This window comes from Acinetobacter legionensis, assembly GCF_048552295.1.
Lineage (GTDB): Bacteria > Pseudomonadota > Gammaproteobacteria > Pseudomonadales > Moraxellaceae > Acinetobacter.
The window spans coordinates 190,976-209,168 of the sequence record NZ_JBIMCW010000003.1; the positions used below are offsets into that span (position 1 = coordinate 190,976).

Sequence of the window (18,193 nt, forward strand, 5' to 3'; positions counted from 1 at the left end):
AGCTATCGATACACTATGTATGATTAAATGATGAAAAAATGTTCAATTTATATTTAATTCATTAAATTGATTGATATTCACAGGGTCATTTAAATTTTTTTATAAACCTTTAAGCGATTCTTAAAAATTAAATTTTATTCGAGTGGTTAAAAGCCTGCTAATACGATCTTACCAATGCTTTTACCTGACTCAATCAGTGTATGAGCTTGGGATATATGTTCAACATTGATTTGACCGAGGTTTTGTCCCAAAGTGGTTTTGAGTCTTTGGTCATCAACTAATTTTGAAACTTTATTTAAGATATCACCTTGGCGGCTGAGATCTTTGGTCAGGAATGTAGAGCGAGTAAACATCGATTCCCAATGAACTGAAACAGACTTAACTTTAAACGGGTTAATGATAAAGTTTTCAGGATCATCAATTAAACCAAAATGACCTTGGGGTGCGATCAAATTTGCAATGGCTTGTGTATATCGCCCTGTACCGTTAATTGAAAAAATATAATGAGGTAGCCCAATATTCAAGTCTAGGATTTGCTGTTCTAAAGGTTGGCTATGATCCACAATATAATCTGCGCCAATTTCAGTCAGCCATGCTTTAGATTCAGGGCGGGAAGCTGTAGCAATCACTGTAAATTCAGTCAGTACTTTTAACAATTGAACTGTAATAGAGCCAACACCTCCTGCAGCGCCAATGACTAAAATCACAGGTTTTTCAACTTTGGTGTCTTGGATTTTTAAACGGTCAAATAACATTTCATATGCGGTGAGCGACGTTAAAGGCAACGCTGCGGCTTCTGCATCACTCAATGATTTCGGTTTTAATCCAACGATACGTTCATCAACCAATTGGAATTCAGCATAAGAGCCTTGTCTTTGGTTTGAACCCGCATAAAAAACTTCATCACCCACTTTAAAATTTTGAACATTTTCTCCGATTGCTTTCACAATTCCAACCGCATCATGACCCAAAATTTTCCAAGTATCATTTTCTGGCGAAGTACGCTGTCGCATTTTGATATCGACTGGGTTGATTGAAATGGCTTTAACCTCAATCAGTAAGTCATGACCAGTTGCAACTGGCTGTTCGATTTCGATTTCGGAAAAAACATGGGCTTCTGAAATTGCGAATGGTTTTTTATAAGCAATAGCTTTCATAAGGTTTCACTTTTTATTGGCATATCAAATCAATAGCAAAAAATCCTCAATTAAGAAAGAAAAAAATTGTCAGTTTATGCTTATTGATAAGATTTTATCAAATGATCTTACTCAAGAAATTTGGACAGTAACAAGCGTATACGCAAGATAAACAATTGCCAGTATATGTAAAATGGTAGAGTCAACCAATTTTCATGATTCAAGGTGCGGTTAAATGTTTGTCGTCCCTTTTGATAAGCCGCAGGGTAGCAAAATATATTCAAACCACCTAATTATTTATACAGGCGATTTCTATTAAGTCATAGATCATAAATGATGCTTATGTTTTTATATGAACTATTAGAAACCATTGATTATCGATTCATTTTTTGTACTTTTGAATCCTAGATGATTATCCTAGCGCGGGGCGACAGGGATGTCGCCATTGAGCGGTGGTGTAGGATGTACCCTCGCCCAATATGAGCAAAAACAAAGCACTGCTTTGTTTGCAGCGCAAGGTTTGACAATCCCTACGAAAAGCGAGCCATCGCCTACGCAAAACTATTTAAACATTGATTTAATTAAAAATATTATTTAAGAGCAATTATATTCTTTTGGCTGAGCTTTTGACAGGTTGACTATATGAGTAAAACTGTTGCCAGCACAAGGACAGAGGTTAAGGTTGTTGAGCAAAATAAAAATAGATAAGATATAAGGCAGAATAAAAACTAATACAGGCAAGTAGGGCTAAAACAGCATTAAAATATTATCCTTTATTGTTATTTGATCAGCTAGAGATACATCGCCGCAGATTAACATTATCTCTGACTTAATTTTAAAATTGTGCGAAAATAGGATTTCTATTTATTTTTGTTTTAGGACTCCCATGACAGATTCTTCTGCTTCATTAAGTGATATTGAAATTTTAGACATTCTTCAGTCGATGAAATCGGATGAATTGAATGTTGAAGCACAAAAAATCATTCGTGATGGTGGAAAAGCTGGGCGTCAAGAAGCACATAAACAGGCATTGGTTGCTTTACATCAAAGCTTTGAAGACAAATTTGTTGAAGCTGTGACTTTGGCTTTAAATTTAAATGAAGCGCAGGCCAAGAAAATTCGTTATAAGAAAGATCGAATCCGTATTTTAAAAGCAAAAGGTATCGATTATTTAGCTCTTGATGGGGCAGAAACCGCTCAAGTGTTATCACAAGTTGCTCAAGCGATTATTCGTGAAGATGCAATCGTGACGCGTGACCTGCATAATATTTTTCCTTTCTGGAAAGAAGGCTGGCCAATGGTGCAGTTTGATAGCGCTTATAAAATTTTAGAAGATGATATTTCAATTCATTATCAAGCATTGCTTGATGTATTGATTCATGCTTAATTGGATTTGATTCTAAATAAATCATTATTTTAAATAGATGATGAAAATAATCTATTTAAAATGAAAAAAGCCGATATTTATATCGGCTTTTTTCTATTAGTGTAGTGTTGAATAGAGTGGGAATACACCGAGCAGCATGGCTGCAACAAGCATTACCAAACAGGTAAGAATCGCCCATTTAATAGTGAACTTTTGATGCTGTCCAAATTCGATACCAGCCAATCCACATAATAAATATGTTGAAGGAACCAATGGTGAAAGTAAGTGTACAGGTTGGCCGACAATTGAAGCACGCGCCATTTCTACAGGTGTAATACCATAATGACTTGCCGCTTCAGAAAGAATCGGTAACACTCCATAATAGAAAGCATCATTCGACATAAAGAAGGTCAAAGGCATACTAATCACAGCAGTAATGGGCGCTAAAAAAGGACCCATACTTTGTGGAATAATCGCCACCAATTCTTTAGACATCGCATCAACCATGCCTGTCCCTGAAAGAATCCCAGTAAAAATCCCTGCAGCAAAAATAATACCCACAACGTTTAGAGCACTACCTGCATGATGAGCAACTAAAGATTTTTGCATATCGACATCTTTATAGTTGACCACCAATGCAATACAAAGTGCAATCATAAATAAGATCGGTAAAGGCAACACGCCTTTCACCAAACAAATCATAAGGACAACTGTCAATAAACCATTGAACCATCTTAAATGTGCACGATTTGCTTCTGGATTACTTGAAATTTGAATGTCATCACCATGACTAACATCAAGTTCAATAATACCTAAGCGTTTACGTTCCATACGGCCATACATAAAACCGACAAAGTAGAGCCAAAGAATAGCAGCGAGCATTGGTAAAACCATTGGCACAAAGATTTCACTGGCTTCTACATGCAGCGCGCTTGCAGCACGTGCCGTTGGTCCACCCCACGGGGTAAGGTTCATGATTCCGCTTGCCAGCATCATTAAACAAGCCATGATCAATGGGCTCATACCTAACTTTTTATAAAGTGGGAGCATTGCTGCTACACAAATCATGTAGGTGGTAGAACCATCGCCATCAAGAGAGACGATGAGTGTCAGGGTAATGGTACCAATAACGACTTTAAGTGGATCACCTTTGACCAGCTTCAAGATAAATTTTACAGAAGGATCAAACAATCCCGTATCAATCATGATGGCAAAATAAAGAATTGCAAAAAGTAGCATTACGCCTGTTGGTGCAAGTTTTTTTACACCATCAAGCATCATTTCACCGAGCTGTTTGATTTCTAAATGCCCAAGGCTGTCGAAATAGAAGCTAAGACCGTAAGCGATTAATGCAAATAAAATTGGAATAAGTGTGAGTGCTGCAAGAGCAGTCATTCGTCTAGACATAATTAAGTACATAAAGCACAAAATCATGCCCAAACCTAATACGGTTAGCATAGTTCGATCCTTGAATGAGACTTTGGTAACAGAAGTCTTTTAATTTTTTAAGCAGAAGCATGCTAATAGTTATTGGATTAAATTAAAATATCCTTGTAGAAATACTGAATTCAGTACTATTTTTTAAATAAATAGAGTATTCAAAACAGATATTTAAAAATGAATATTATAATTGCACCAAAATGGTTATAAAATTTAAGATATTGATTTATATGTTTATTATATTTTATGATTTTAAAAACTGTATTCATGTTAATTTTCATATTTTTAAAATTTATAAATCAAAAGGCTATAATCTAATCAATAGCGTTCTGGATCTTGCAATATTAAAGCGCCACTTTTCATAAAAAAAGCTTAGCAAGGTGATTGCTAAGCTTTAAATGAGCTAAAGAAGCTTATTGTGAAGAGTCTTCTGATGTCGAGGGTTCTGCTTTTTCAAGTAAGCGTGTGACAAGTAGCTGGTCAATTTTAAAATGATCAACATCGACCACTTCAAATTTATAACCACCAAAAATCACGGTGTCAGCTGGTTTAGGAATTTTTCTTAACTGATACATCATAAAGCCTGCCAGTGTCTCGTAGTTCTCTTCATCTGGCATCTCATCAATTGCTAAAGCATGCTTCATGTCTTCAATTGGTGTACTACCATCAATTAACCATGAGTTGTTATCACGTTTAATAATTTGTAGTTCTTCATCCATTGGTGTAACCCAGTCACCCATCACAGTGATCATGATATCTGACAGGGTAATAACGCCAACGACAAGGGCATATTCATTAAATACGACTGCAAATTTTTCTTTGCTAGATCTGAAGCGATCAAGGACTTCAGATAGTGTTAATGTGTCAGGAATGGTCAATACTGTACGAATAGTTGACTCATGTAACTGATTAATTTTCTGGTTATTGAGAATACGAACTAGAATATCTTTGGCATCGACATAACCAATCACTTGGTCAATGGTTTCGTTGCAAACAAGGAACTTAGAATAAGGGTATTCAGCTAGCTTTTGGCGAATACTTTCTTCTGGTTCTTTTAAAGTAAAAAACACTACGTTTTCACGTGGGGTCATACTGGATGGAACATTACGTTCTTCAAGTTCAAATACATTTTCAATAAAGTGATGTTCTTGCTTTTGTAAAACACCCGCTTGTGCACCTGCATCCATCACCGCTGAAATATCATCAAAGGTAATATTGTCTTCACGCGTTGTATTGACTTTAAACAAGCGGAATAACAAGTTAGCAACAGCATTGATAAACCAAGCTAATGGTTTACATACCACGATAAAGATCTGGATGGGATTGATGACTGAAACTGCAATTTTTTCGGGTGCAATCATCGCCATACGTTTTGGCATTAAATCGGCAAAAAGAATAAAAAGTGAGGTGACTAAAGTAAATGAGAGGACAAAACTGATGGTTTCAGTCCAATTTCCGACATAGAAACGAGAAACAAATTCAAGAAAATAAGGGCGAAATGCACCTTCACCTAAAATACCGCCAAGAATAGCAACAGCATTTAAACCGATTTGGGATGCGGCAAAGAAATCGGCAGAGTTTTGCTGTAAGTCTAGGACTTTTTGTGCTCGCTCATCGCCAGATTCGGCAAGAATTTTGAGTTTAACTTTACGCGCACCCGCAAGTGCGATTTCAGTTAAAGATAAAAAACCAGCTCCTGCGATGAGGACAGCGATGATTAGGATATTCTGGAACAGGCTCACGAATCCACCTATGGATCATCATTATTATGAGATATTTTTAACACATAAAAGGGGGTGGTAGTGAGTAACACACTACCGATCTAGAATTAGTATAAGCTTGAAATGATAAGAATTTAACAAAATTCCTATTAATATTGAGAAAAATGCGAATTATTTTGCATAAATTCACGATTTTCTTCTTCAATCATTTGACGTGCAACATAAAGAATCAATTGGCGTAACCAACGATGTGCAGGATGATGATGAAGTAAAGGACACCATGCCATTTTTAATTCAAATTCAGGAATATAAAATGGCGGATCTTTAATGAGTAAATTTTGGCTTTTGGCTTGTAAACGTGCGATACGGGTTGGTAAGGTCGCAATTAAATCGACATTTGAAGCCAATAATGCAGGCATTTGATAATGACGCGTAAAGACTGAAATTTTACGCTTTTGACCAATCCGCTCTAAAGCTTGATCAATCCAACCTAATCCTGCTTGTTTTTCAGGATTCACACCAAAACCAACACCCATCCCTGTTTTTGATACCCAGATATGTTGTGCATCTAAATAACTTTTAAGATTTAAAGTACTTGAAGCTGGATGTTTGTTATTGAGTAGACAAGAGAAACTGTCACGCCACACTAAAACTTGGTGAAAACTTTGTGGAATTTCATTAAACCGGTTGATGGCTAAATCAACTTTTCCTTGTTCCATGTCACGATATGACACGTCACTTGGTGTTAAAAAGTCGAGAACAACATTCGGTGCTTCAGAGCGCAAGGCTTTGACTAGACGAGGAACAAGTGTTGCTTCGGCATAATCAGAGGTCATAATACGGAATACACGGTTTGACGTATAAGGTCGGAACTCAGTACGAGGTTCCAAAATCATGGATAAATCAGACAGTGCGTCACGGATGCGGGGTTGTAATTCTAAAGCACGTTCTGTTGGTGTCATACCTTCAGAAGAACGAATTAAAAGAGGGTCATTAAATAAATTACGAAGACGACGTAAAATATTACTCATTGCGGGTTGGGTAACGCCAAGCTGTTCAGCAGCACGAGTCACATTTTTTTCACGTAAAAGAACGTCAAGGTAAATTAAGAGGTTGAGATCGACCCGCTCCAGATTCATAAAAAAAATACCGAAAATAAAATTTAGAAATCACAGAGGATTATGCCATAAGGAAATGCTTTTGTGTAAAAAGTAGATAAAAAAACAGCAGACGATTTATTGTTGTAGAGGAATCAAGAATTGTTGTCTTAGTTTTAAATTGAGATGCATGTTTGAATAAATCCTCATTTTGCTATTATATGTGAAGATAAGCAGATTTTTAAGCAACAACATTGTTTATCAATCGATGAATCACCCAATTATGCTTTGTCCGATTCTTGATCATTCAGGGTGTTTTTATATTAAAAAAATGCAGTTTTGGTTTTTTTGTTACAAGCTCAGACTTAAGTCTAATAGAGATAAAATTATCAAATTGACTGATATTTAAGCAATGTATAGGTAGTTGTTAATTATTAAAAATTATATAAATTAATTGTTTATCGATTTTTGGTTTAATTATAATATGACTTTGATCTACATATTTTTTAAATAAATACTGAAAATTAACTCAGAATATTGGATTAATTTGAGGACTCAATCTAAGCTAAGACCATAACAACGAAGTGTTCTAAATCTGAACAAACAAATACCGAGTGGATTTAGCTCTTCGATTGATGAAATCCTAATATCATTACAGGAACATATCATGACTACATACCAAACAGCGATTGATGCAATCCGTGAATTAAAAGCAAAATTCGGAAGCACATGGCGCGATATTAGCCCAGAAGATGCTGCGCGTATGCAACTGCAAAACCAATTTAAAACTGGTTTAGATATCGCTAAATATACAGCTGCGATCATGCGTCGTGATATGGCTGAATATGATGCTGATTCTAGTAAATACACTCAATCTTTAGGTTGCTGGCATGGTTTCATTGCGCAACAAAAAATGATTGCAAACAAAAAATATTTCGGTACTACAAGTAAACGTTATATCTACCTTTCTGGTTGGATGGTTGCTGCACTTCGTTCAGAATTTGGTCCACTTCCTGACCAATCTATGCACGAAAAAACTTCTGTACCTGCTCTAATCGCTGAAATCTATACATTCTTACGTCAAGCTGATGCGAAAGAACTTAATGATTTATTCCGTGCGCTTAAAAAAGCAAACGAAGCTGGTGATACAGCTAAAGCTGCTGAAATCACTGCACAAATCGATGGTTTCCAAACTCACGTTGTGCCAATTATTGCGGACATCGATGCAGGTTTCGGTAACGAAGAAGCAACTTATTTACTTGCGCGTAAAATGATTGAAGCCGGTGCATGTGCACTTCAAATCGAAAACCAAGTATCTGATGCTAAACAATGTGGTCACCAAGCTGGTAAAGTAACAGTTCCACATGAAGACTTTATCTCTAAAATCCATGCATTACGTTATGCATTCTTAGAAATGGGTCTTGATGACGGTATTATCGTTGCGCGTACTGACTCTGAAGGCGCTGACTTGACTCAAAAAATCCCAGTGGTTAAAGAGCCAGGTGATATTGCTTCTCAATATATTAGCTACTTAGATACAACTGAAATTGACATTGCAGATGCTCAAGAAGATGAAATCTTGATTAAACGTGATGGTAAATTACACCGTCCTAAGCGTTTAGCTTCAGGCCTATATCAGTTCCGTGAAGGTACTCAAATTGACCGTGTTGTACTTGACTGTGTGTCTAGCTTACAAAACGGTGCAGATCTTCTTTGGATCGAGACTGCGACTCCAAACGTTGAAGAAATTGCACACATGGTTAACCGTGTACGTGAAACAGTTCCAAATGCGAAGCTTGTTTATAACAACAGCCCATCATTCAACTGGACTTTAAACTTCCGTCAACAAGCTTACGATCGTTGGGTTGCTGAAGGTAAAGATGTTTCTGCTTACGACCGTGCTAAATTAATGAGCGCTGAGTACGATGCTTCTGAATTGGCTGCTGATGCTGACTCGAAAATCCGTACATTCCAAGCAGATGCTTCTCGTGAAGCGGGTGTATTCCATCACTTGATTACACTTCCGACTTACCATACTGCTGCGCTTTCTACTCATGAGCTTGCACAAGGTTACTTCGGTACTGAAGGTATGTTGGCTTATGTTGCTGGTGTACAACGTAAAGAAATCCGTGGTGGTATCGCTTGTGTTAAACACCAAGCGATGGCGGGTTCTGACATCGGTGATGATCACAAAGAAATCTTCTCTGGTGACAATGCACTTAAAGCGCATGACGATGCTAAAAACACAATGAACCAATTTGCTGCTCACTAAGCATTGACTTGATTCAAAAACCCAGCGCAAGCTGGGTTTTTTTATGAAAGGTTATTAGAGTCTGTAGAATTAAATACTTCAACTTCAGACATATCAAACAGGAACTACATTTAAATATAATTATCCAGTGCTGATATACAGGAGTGATTTAAAGTAAATCATAAAAGCAATGCGTATTTACAAAGCATATGGTTGTTTGACATAAATAAAATTAAATGATGTTTAAACGTGATTAAAGATCAAATAAAATAGTGTAATTTTAGAAAAGTTAATTTGTTCATATGAAATTATGCTGACTGACTTAATTGTTTATATGGATGTTTTTAATATTTTTTTGTAGGAAATAGTATAGAACATTGAGATATAGACATTGATAAAATGGGATATATAAACTAAAAAACGCCCAATGAAGTTCATTAGGCGTTTACAGATCAGCAATATTTCAAGACTACATTGCTCGTTGGTTGAAGTGCTTAAGCAAACTTCGCTAATACTTCTAAGAAACCTTCTTTTTGACGCGGGTACTCTGCAATCACATCATGAATACGTAGACCTTCTGGATTAGTTGCGTTGATATTTCGACCAGCAGCAACAAACTTAGTCAATAAGCGTTCATAGTCAAAAGGACGCATATGTTTAAAGGCATGATAAAGTACATGAAAATCAGTATTAGTACCTTCAGGAGGAAGTTGATCTAAGTAGGCAAAAACACGCTCGTCTGACCATTCTTCATTGAACGTTGCTGGCTGTGAAAGTGCCATAACAGCATCTCCTCAAATAAAATAATTCTAAATTAAATGATTAATTTACAACATTATATCAACCTTATTTATCTTTTATTTTATAAGGATAAATACAATCTTTAGCTGAAAAAAATCTAAAACAAAAAGGGCAAAATATATTGCACGAGAAAAAGTAACCCTTTTTAACTCTGCCCTATATTTTGCCCTGAATCAATCCGCTTGACTAATCAATAATGAAATTATCGTTCTTCAGGTAAATTGATATTCATTTCCAACATTTCAATGTTGGCTTCAGAACGAACTTGCATTTGAATATGCTGTTCATCCACGCCACGGACATAACGATTAACCACTTGCATGATTTCTTTTTTCATTTGGTCAATCTTGTCTTGGCTTAAACGTTTGCCCAAACCGTTTTCAGAAGCAACAATAACTTTTAAGCGATCTTTAGCAGTTTGGGCGCTAGATGGTTTGTCATCATTGCTAAAAAGTTTACTCCAAAATCCTGCCATTTCTACGCTCCAAATAACCGTGCTAACCAACCCTTAGGTTTCACTGTAATATGTCGATAAGGACGTTCCTCACCCAAGAAACGCGCAACTAAATCATCATATGCTTGCCCAGCAGATGCTTCTTGGTAAAGAATGACAGGTTTACCTTCATTCGATGCCTGAAGTACGCTAGGGCATTCTGGAATGACGCCTAAAGTTGGTACACGTAAGATATCTTTTGAGATATCATCAATGGTCAACATTTCTTGTTTATCGGCACGTTCAGGGTTAAAACGCGTAATACATAAATGTTTACGAATACGCCCTTCGTTGTTTTCTACTTTTTTCGTCTTACTGTCGAGCATACCAATAATACGGTCTGAATCTCGAACAGAAGAGATTTCTGGGTTTGTTACAATAATCGCTTCATCTGCATGATACATGGCTAAAATTGCACCACGCTCAATCCCTGCAGGTGAGTCACAGATAATATAATCGAATTCTTGTGCAAGCTCATCGATTACACGAGCAACACCATCATCGCTCAGTGCATCTTTATCACGGGTTTGCGATGCAGGTAAAATATATAAATTTTCAATATCTTTATCGCGAATTAGCGCTTGCTGTAAGCGCGCTTCGTTATTGATGACATTTACAAAATCATATACGACACGGCGTTCACAGCCCATGATCAAATCTAAATTACGCAAACCCACATCGAAATCAATCACAACAGTTTTATGACCTCGTAGGGCTAATCCTGTTGCAAAAGATGCACTCGTCGTAGTTTTACCTACGCCACCTTTGCCTGATGTAACGACAACAATTTTGGCCACCGAATCCACTCCTGTTATGGTCATTTTACCCGATTAAACGAGTTTTATATGGTGTTTAATTTATACCTTAAAATTGCAAAGCTTCAAACACTAGCTCTTGCTGGTCATTCAAGTAAATATGTACAGCTTTTTTAATTACATCTTGAGGAATGTCATCTGCTACACAATATGTTCCCGCAATAGAAACCAATTCGGCTTCTAGTGAATGACAAAAAATTCTTGCACTGGTGTTACCACCTGCGCCTGCAATGACTCTACCACGAACACTGCCATAGATATGTATATTTCCTGAAGCAATCACTTCTGAACCACTGTTAATACCAGCATTCAGTATGATGTCTCCATGATCTTGAACCAAACATTGCCCAGTTCTTAAAATTTCATCATGATATGAAGTGACATGACTCAATGTTTTAGACGCATCTACGCTTACATTTGGTGTCGCTACAGCGGGTGCTTTTACTGGAGTTTCAACCACTTGTTCTTTCGTCGGTTTAATCCGTTGCAATGGACGATCGGCAGGCAAGACTGGGAATTGAATTGCACGTGCTTGGTCACCCAATAAACCATCAATCACAGCCATAGGCTGTAAATCTAGGCTGATAATGAGTTGAATCAGGGCAATAAGCTCTTGTTCAACTGTGGTATCAATAATGACCAAAGCCCCTTGATAAGAGGTCTCACTCATCATTGAAGTTAATTGCTGGCGGATGGCATCATGATCATTAGTATCGAAGGTTAATCGGGTAAAATTAACCATTCTGCCTGTAATCCGTATATCAGCCATAATTATTCCTTAAAAGGCATGTGACCTAAATTTTTCTATCTAAGCGTCAAAAATTGTGAAATAGGGCAAATGCTAGAACATATTGAATGATTTCTCTAGCAAAGATACAAATATTTTCAATGAATTGCTTATTCTTTGAATCACTCATCTTTTACTTGATCATTTTTTTCTAATTCAAGCTGCCATTGTTTTACTTTCACTTGTTTCCTTAACGATTCTAAACTTTCATAGACTATAGATTCAACTAGTTCTTCAAGTTTTTGATTTTCAATATTTAATTGGCTTAATTTGGTTGAAATTAATTGATAGGTCGCGTTTGGATTTTGTAGATTGCCTTGAGTAAACGGTTGCACCAATCCTTGCGTAATATTCTCACCTAGCTGTTGCCCAATATTTTGAATCTGATTTTCAATCATACTGCCTGCAATTGGGATCATGCGCAATAACTGGGTCAATTGCGGGGTGTCCTCAATCGCTTGACGTACAATCTGTCCGACATTATGGGTAATCACATGACTTTGTGCTTTTAGTTCAGTGGCCAAAGATTCTTGTAAGACTTCAGCTAAAGTTTGTGCAAAACGATCTCTATGGTGATCAATTAAATCATGAATGATTTTTTTATGGCTTGAGCTGGTGTCTAATTCTTGTTTAATTCCATCAATGACGGTAATCACAACACGATCTGATAATTCTTCCATCAGTACTCGATAATAAAACAGCACACGTTTTAGAATGTTATCGGGAATAACCTTATAACCTAACTCATGAAAATGATAAGCAATAATACCGACGCGAATTAAACGTAAAAAACGTAAATAAGGAATAATCGCTAAAATCTCATACCAGTGAATAAATGGAAAGAAGAACCAACGCGCATGGTGTTTGTTGATAATAGCGATGAGCCAGCGAATGCCTAATTCAACAATCAAAAAGGTAATAAACCAGCTTTCAGTTTTAATCACCCACGGATGCAGATCTGTTTTGTAATACTGTAAAACTTGCGGTAGATGAATTTCATTGAAAAGCCAGTCACCAAAATTACTCATTAAAAAAGCATTGGCACATAAACAGAATAGGTTGAAGACGATGATAAACATCATAAAGATGTCATAACCAAAAGCGATCCACCATCCTCGTGACATATCGTTTTTCGTTTCTGTACTGTTTTCGAGTGGTGGAACTTGCTCTGTCATATCCATCCTATTCTGTAGTTTTTTCTTCAATTGAAAGTTAGTGATTATATTTTTGTTTTATGGTGCTAATCAGTTGATCTTTTTCACTCCATAAATCATCAACCCAGTTTTGAAAGCGTTCGCGATATTCTGCATCATCTTCATAATTGCCGCCCAGTACCCATTCAGGAATCTCAATTTTACGCATATTAACTGCAATTCGAGGTACTTCACCTAACCAAAACTCACCATAACCGGGTGCACCATCTGGATACACAATGGTCATATCCACCAGAGCGTCAATCTTATCACCTAAGATATTTAAGGCGAGAGCAAGTCCACCGGCCTTAGGTTTAAGTAAATTGGTAAAAGGGGATTGCTGTTGAGCATGTTTTTTTGGGGTAAAACGTGTTCCTTCAAGGTAGTTGAGCAATGTAAAAGGCTGGCTTAATAACTGTTCACAGGCTTTACGTGCTTCTTCCATATCACGTGTTTTGAGATCAGGGTTCTTTGCAATCTGCTCTTTTGTATGGCGTTTCATCATCGGAAAGCCAAGAATTTTAAATGCTTGCCCAACAAATGGTATAAAGATCAGTTCCCATTTGGTGAAAAAGCGGGTGAGAGGCATGCGTGTTAGACCAAAATATTGGTTTACGGTAGTATCGACCCAACTTTGATGGTTACAGGTCATTAAATAACGACCTTGCATATTTAAATCCAAGTTGTCATCAACAGTAATGTCCCATTGTGTTTCGGGAAGAACATGATCAATCAACCAATTATTTACACTTAACCAACTATTGGTGATATTGATATTGGTTTCATCCACCTTTTTTGACTTTTTAAATAATTTGGTCAAGCCTAAAGCTAAAACAGGTGGGCCGTGAAAAAAAGTACTGCCAGTAATCACTGAGCCAACGGTTAAACCTTTCGTAATTTTTTTTAAAATAGGTTGCTTCTGCTGTTGAGATGACATAGAACAGTCCTAATGATTTATTGTGAGTGCCAGTTCAAGCGACTAGATATTTTTTACTGCTACGTTGCGAAATAATGTTTATCATTATTTAGAATGAATAAATTTCGTATTTCTTGCCTCGTATCACCTAGAAATATACATAATCGCAAACATAGACGAATTGTCCACAGCCCTTAAATATAATCGTTACAATGCAATTTAAAAAGACACATTTAATGACTATGTACAAATTATGATGATCACTTTTGTAAATTTCATTGTAAATATTACAAAATGTAAAAAAATACGTGATTGTTAACAAAACGCCTATAGTGGTGCTTTGTTTTTTATACCAAAATTAAGCTAACAAAAAACACAACTTGGAGGCATGCAATGCGTGCACTATTAATTACAACACTTACAGCAGGGGCTTTAGTACTTTCTGGCTGTCAATCAACTGGTAATAACATTGGTGGTATGGAGTACGACAAATCTGCTATTGGCGGTTTGATCGGTGCAGCAGCGGGCTATGGTTTGTCTCGTGGTAATGCAAACTCATCTGCACAAAACAATCGTGCAGCAGCAATAGGTGCGCTTTTAGGTGCGGGTACTGGTCTTTATTTAGACAATAAAGAGAAGAAATTACGTCAGCAAATGCAGGGTACTGGTGTAGAAGTTAACCGTAATCCAGATGGTTCTGTAGCTTTAGTTATGCCAGGTAGCATTACATTTGATACCAATAAGTCATCAATTAAACCGAACTTCTACGGTACGTTGAATAAAGTTGCACAAACTTTAATGGAAGACAACAAGAGTGTAATTCTTGTGACTGGTTATACGGATAATACAGGGAATGACTCAATTAACATTCCATTATCTCAAAACCGCGCATACTCAGTTGCTAACTACCTTAAAGGTAAAGGCGTACAAAGCCGTATTGATACCCAAGGTTATGGTTCGCAAAATCCAATCGCAGATAACTCAACTGCTGCGGGTCGTGAACAGAACCGTCGTGTAGAAATTAGTATTTATGCGACAAACTAAGAAATCGTAATAAAAGTAGCGAATTTTTTAGCTAAAAGTGTTGAAGAGGAATCATAGTTCGCTATGATTCCTTTTTTTTATTTTCCAAATTTTTGCTTAAATTTTATTAATCTTTTTAAGCATGAGATTAAGGTTTTTATCATTAATACGAGCGTTGATTCGAGGATAGTCTCTCTTCTTGCTGCAGTGTGTTAACCGTTATTATGGCTTTGGGTGATAGCTTTTGGTTATGCTTTCGCCATTTGATCACAGGTTAACTGAATAACAACAGCTCAGAGCAAAATAGAGTATTGAAACAAGACGGTTTGAAACTAAAGCATAATTTAACTGAAATTATTTTTATCTGGTTTTTATATTTGAAAAATTCAAATTAAGCATTTTGCAACTCTACTTTAGATGACTATAATCGAGCTCGAAGTTTTTAGAGGATGAACAATGTCGAAAGCAAGTCAACTAAATGACAAGCAACTTGAAGCCATGAAATATACTCAAGGACCCTTGTTAGTACTTGCAGGGGCGGGTTCAGGTAAAACCTCAGTAATTACAAGAAAAATTGCGTATTTGGTTCAACAGTGTGGGATTCCTGCACATCGAATTACTGCAATGACCTTTACCAATAAAGCTGCACGTGAAATGAAAGAACGTGTCGGTAAGTTGTTGGGTAAAGAAGAAGGGAAAGGGCTTTCGGTTTCAACCTTTCATACCTTTGGTTTAAATTTATTACGAATTGAGCTGAAAAATACCCCACTGAAAAATAATTTCTCAATCCTTGATGCCGATGACTGTAAGCGTATTCTTATGGATTTGATGCATCGTGATAATTTATCGGGCGCTGAAAGCAAAGAATTGATTGCTAAAGCCATGAAAAAGATTTCAGATTGGAAAAATGATTTGATTGTGCCTGAACAAGCACATACGACTTGTGAAACACCAGAAGATGTGCAGTTTGCCCACTTGTATCAATTATATGAGCGAAATTTACGTGCTTATAATGCCGTAGATTTTGATGATCTGATCGTGATGCCAACACGCCTCTTACAAGACAATGCAGAAGTTCGTGATCGTTGGCAAAACCGAGTTCGCTATCTACTTGTGGATGAGTATCAAGACACCAATACCGCGCAATATATTTTGGTGAAATTATTGGTCGGTGTGATGGGGCAGTTCACCGCTGTAGGTGATGATGACCAATCCATTTATGCATGGCGTGGTGCAAAGCCTGAAAATATGGCATTGCTCAAAGAAGATTTCCGCAATTTAAAAGTGATTAAGCTGGAGCAAAACTACCGCTCTACCAGTCGTATTTTAAAAGCCGCGAACCATGTCATTGAAAATAACCCACACATTTTTGATAAAAAGTTGTGGAGTGATAAAGGCCATGGTGAAGTCATTCGAATCATCACCTGTCGTAATGATGATGATGAATCTGAACGCGTAGTAAAAGACCTGCTCACGCATAAATTGATGAATGGCAAAAACTGGAAAGATTATGCGGTGTTGTATCGCGGAAATTTCCAAGCACGTGTATTGGAAACTCAGCTACGTCAAATGCAGATTCCATACAAGCTCTCTGGTGGTCAATCTTTCTTTGGTCGTGCAGAAATTAAAGATGTGATGAGCTACTTGCGTATCATCATTAACCCTGAAGATGACAGTGCTTTCCTACGTATTATCAATACGCCTAAACGTGCAATTGGCCCAGTAACACTTGAAAAGTTAGGTCTTTTTGCCCAAGAAAATCATTTATCACTGTTGGCTGCGGCAAGTGATCAACGCTTAACTATGGTGATGCCAAAAAAGGCCACCACACAATTGGCTGAGTTTGCTGGCTTTATCAATGATTTCACTCGTGAATTGTTAGATGACGATGAACCTGTTCCTAAAATTCGTCAAATGATGAATGATGCAGGCTATATCGATTATTTACGTGAAACTGCGGCAACGCCTGCACAAGAAAAAACCAAGATTGATAATGTGGAGATGCTCTATACCAGTATTCAAAGCTTAATCAACCGTGCTGAAGATGTAGATGAAAAGAACATTGAAAGTGTGATTCGTAAAATGGTGTTGTTGGATATGCTTGAGCAACAACAGGAAGATGAAGACACCGATAAGGTCAACCTGCTGACATTACATGCATCTAAAGGTCTGGAATTTCCATTTGTTTATATTATGGGCTTAGAAGAAGAGCTTCTGCCACATAAGAACTCCATTGCTGCGGAAACGATCGAAGAAGAACGCCGTTTAATGTACGTGGGGATTACTCGTGCACAACAAGGTTTGACCTTGACTTTGGCTGAGCAGCGTAAAAATGGTGGACAAATGAAGCAAATGACGCCAAGTCGCTTCTTAGATGAATTGCCACAAGATGAGCTTGATTGGCTAGGGCGTAAGAAAAAAATAGCTGAACATGTCGATCCAAAGCAACAAGCACAGCAATATTTACAAAACTTAAAAGCGTTATTAAAACGTTAATTTTTAAACCAGTTCTTTTTTTTTCTTTCGATTTGATTTTGAACAGATCGAAAAAAATAAAAAAACTTTTAACAGCTTTATTTAACCAAGGATTTCAATATGAAAGTTCAAGTAAAAGTACTTGATCAACGTTTAGGTCAAGAATGGCCAATGCCAACATATGCAACATCAGGTTCAGCAGGTTTGGACTTACGTGCATGTGTAGAAGAAGCGATTCAGATTGAACCTGGTCAAACTGTTTTAGTTAAAACAGGCATGGCCATTTATATTGAAGATACTAATTTTGCTGGTCTAGTTTTACCACGTTCGGGCTTGGGCCATAAGCATGGGATCGTATTGGGCAATTTGGTTGGGTTAATTGATTCAGATTATCAAGGTGAATTAATGGTTTCTGTATGGAATCGTGGTCAAACCAGCTTTACTTTAGAGCCTGGTGAGCGTTTAGCGCAATATGTATTAGTGCCTGTAGTTCAAGCGCAATTTGATATTGTAAATGAATTTGAAGCGACTGAACGTGGTGCGGGTGGTTTTGGTCATACTGGGAAAAACTAGATTTTTCTATAATTTTTAAAGCCTGATTTATCAGGCTTTTTTAATATTATATTGATTTGTAACAAAAAGTATGTATAAAGCCTTGTATGAAATTGAATATATTATC

General features: G+C 36.9%; 16 protein-coding genes. 6 read left to right on the forward strand and 10 right to left on the reverse strand.

All coding sequences use genetic code 11. The features are described from left to right. Window positions 1-146: 146 nt before the first annotated feature. Window positions 147-1,157, reverse strand: a complete 1,011-nt coding sequence (locus ACG916_RS03980; protein ID WP_419327564.1) for a zinc-binding alcohol dehydrogenase family protein — start codon at window positions 1,155-1,157, stop codon at window positions 147-149. A gap of 415 nt (window positions 1,158-1,572) precedes the next feature. Here ACG916_RS03980 and ACG916_RS03985 point away from each other — a divergent pair, with 415 nt between their 5' ends. Then, complete coding sequence (locus tag ACG916_RS03985) at window positions 1,573-1,734, forward strand: hypothetical protein (protein ID WP_419327565.1); 162 nt, start codon at window positions 1,573-1,575, stop codon at window positions 1,732-1,734. Between the two features lie 288 nt (window positions 1,735-2,022). Further along, the gene (locus ACG916_RS03990; protein WP_336952925.1) at window positions 2,023-2,523 is read left to right on the forward strand and encodes a hypothetical protein; all 501 of its coding nucleotides are present in this window, start codon (window positions 2,023-2,025) and stop codon (window positions 2,521-2,523) included. Window positions 2,524-2,619: 96 nt separating this feature from the next. On the opposite strand, the gene ACG916_RS03995 is transcribed toward ACG916_RS03990, so the two are convergent. The 3 genes from ACG916_RS03995 to ACG916_RS04005 form a co-directional block, all read right to left on the reverse strand. Beyond that, a complete protein-coding gene (locus ACG916_RS03995; RefSeq protein WP_004722773.1) occupies window positions 2,620-3,960 on the reverse strand; it encodes a CitMHS family transporter in 1,341 nt (446 codons plus the stop codon). 395 nt (window positions 3,961-4,355) lie between these two features. Next, window positions 4,356-5,684, reverse strand: coding sequence for a polyamine export protein PaeA (gene paeA, locus ACG916_RS04000; protein WP_336952922.1), 1,329 nt, complete (start codon window positions 5,682-5,684; stop codon window positions 4,356-4,358). 128 nt (window positions 5,685-5,812) lie between these two features. Next, the gene (locus ACG916_RS04005) at window positions 5,813-6,802 is read right to left on the reverse strand and encodes a LysR family transcriptional regulator (RefSeq protein ID WP_336952920.1); all 990 of its coding nucleotides are present in this window, start codon (window positions 6,800-6,802) and stop codon (window positions 5,813-5,815) included. A 625-nt stretch (window positions 6,803-7,427) separates the two neighbouring features. Here ACG916_RS04005 and ACG916_RS04010 point away from each other — a divergent pair. Beyond that, window positions 7,428-9,032 carry an isocitrate lyase gene (locus ACG916_RS04010; protein ID WP_056514634.1) on the forward strand — a complete coding sequence of 535 codons (1,605 nt, stop codon included), beginning with the start codon at window positions 7,428-7,430 and terminating at the stop codon, window positions 9,030-9,032. A gap of 473 nt (window positions 9,033-9,505) precedes the next feature. Here the strand turns inward: ACG916_RS04010 and ACG916_RS04015 are convergent, their stop codons facing one another. The 6 genes from ACG916_RS04015 to yihG all read right to left on the reverse strand — a co-directional run bounded on the left by ACG916_RS04015 (window position 9,506) and on the right by yihG (window position 14,037). Beyond that, a complete protein-coding gene (locus tag ACG916_RS04015) occupies window positions 9,506-9,793 on the reverse strand; it encodes a PA4642 family protein (RefSeq protein WP_336952916.1) in 288 nt (95 codons plus the stop codon). Window positions 9,794-10,014: 221 nt separating this feature from the next. After that, window positions 10,015-10,287, reverse strand: a complete 273-nt coding sequence (minE, locus tag ACG916_RS04020; protein ID WP_004722763.1) for a cell division topological specificity factor MinE — start codon at window positions 10,285-10,287, stop codon at window positions 10,015-10,017. A gap of 2 nt (window positions 10,288-10,289) precedes the next feature. Further along, the gene (minD, locus tag ACG916_RS04025; RefSeq protein WP_336952914.1) at window positions 10,290-11,102 is read right to left on the reverse strand and encodes a septum site-determining protein MinD; all 813 of its coding nucleotides are present in this window, start codon (window positions 11,100-11,102) and stop codon (window positions 10,290-10,292) included. Between the two features lie 67 nt (window positions 11,103-11,169). Beyond that, entirely contained in the window at window positions 11,170-11,889 is a 720-nt protein-coding gene (minC, locus tag ACG916_RS04030) for a septum site-determining protein MinC (RefSeq protein WP_336952912.1), read from the reverse strand. 140 nt (window positions 11,890-12,029) lie between these two features. Then, window positions 12,030-13,082 carry a preprotein translocase subunit SecA gene (locus ACG916_RS04035; protein WP_419327566.1) on the reverse strand — a complete coding sequence of 351 codons (1,053 nt, stop codon included), beginning with the start codon at window positions 13,080-13,082 and terminating at the stop codon, window positions 12,030-12,032. Window positions 13,083-13,119: 37 nt separating this feature from the next. Beyond that, window positions 13,120-14,037: a 1-acylglycerol-3-phosphate O-acyltransferase, YihG family gene (gene yihG, locus ACG916_RS04040; protein ID WP_336952910.1), complete on the reverse strand. Its 918-nt coding sequence runs from the start codon at window positions 14,035-14,037 to the stop codon at window positions 13,120-13,122. 372 nt (window positions 14,038-14,409) lie between these two features. Between yihG and ACG916_RS04045 the strand changes: the two genes are divergently transcribed. The 3 genes from ACG916_RS04045 to dut all read left to right on the forward strand — a co-directional run bounded on the left by ACG916_RS04045 (window position 14,410) and on the right by dut (window position 18,087). Continuing rightward, window positions 14,410-15,060 (forward strand): YiaD family glycine zipper/OmpA-like lipoprotein, encoded by a 651-nt coding sequence (locus ACG916_RS04045; protein ID WP_336952908.1) that lies wholly within the window; start codon window positions 14,410-14,412, stop codon window positions 15,058-15,060. A gap of 435 nt (window positions 15,061-15,495) precedes the next feature. Next, window positions 15,496-17,535 (forward strand): UvrD-helicase domain-containing protein, encoded by a 2,040-nt coding sequence (locus ACG916_RS04050; RefSeq protein WP_336952905.1) that lies wholly within the window; start codon window positions 15,496-15,498, stop codon window positions 17,533-17,535. A gap of 99 nt (window positions 17,536-17,634) precedes the next feature. Continuing rightward, a complete protein-coding gene (gene dut / locus ACG916_RS04055; RefSeq protein WP_336952904.1) occupies window positions 17,635-18,087 on the forward strand; it encodes a dUTP diphosphatase in 453 nt (150 codons plus the stop codon). Window positions 18,088-18,193 lie beyond the last annotated feature (106 nt).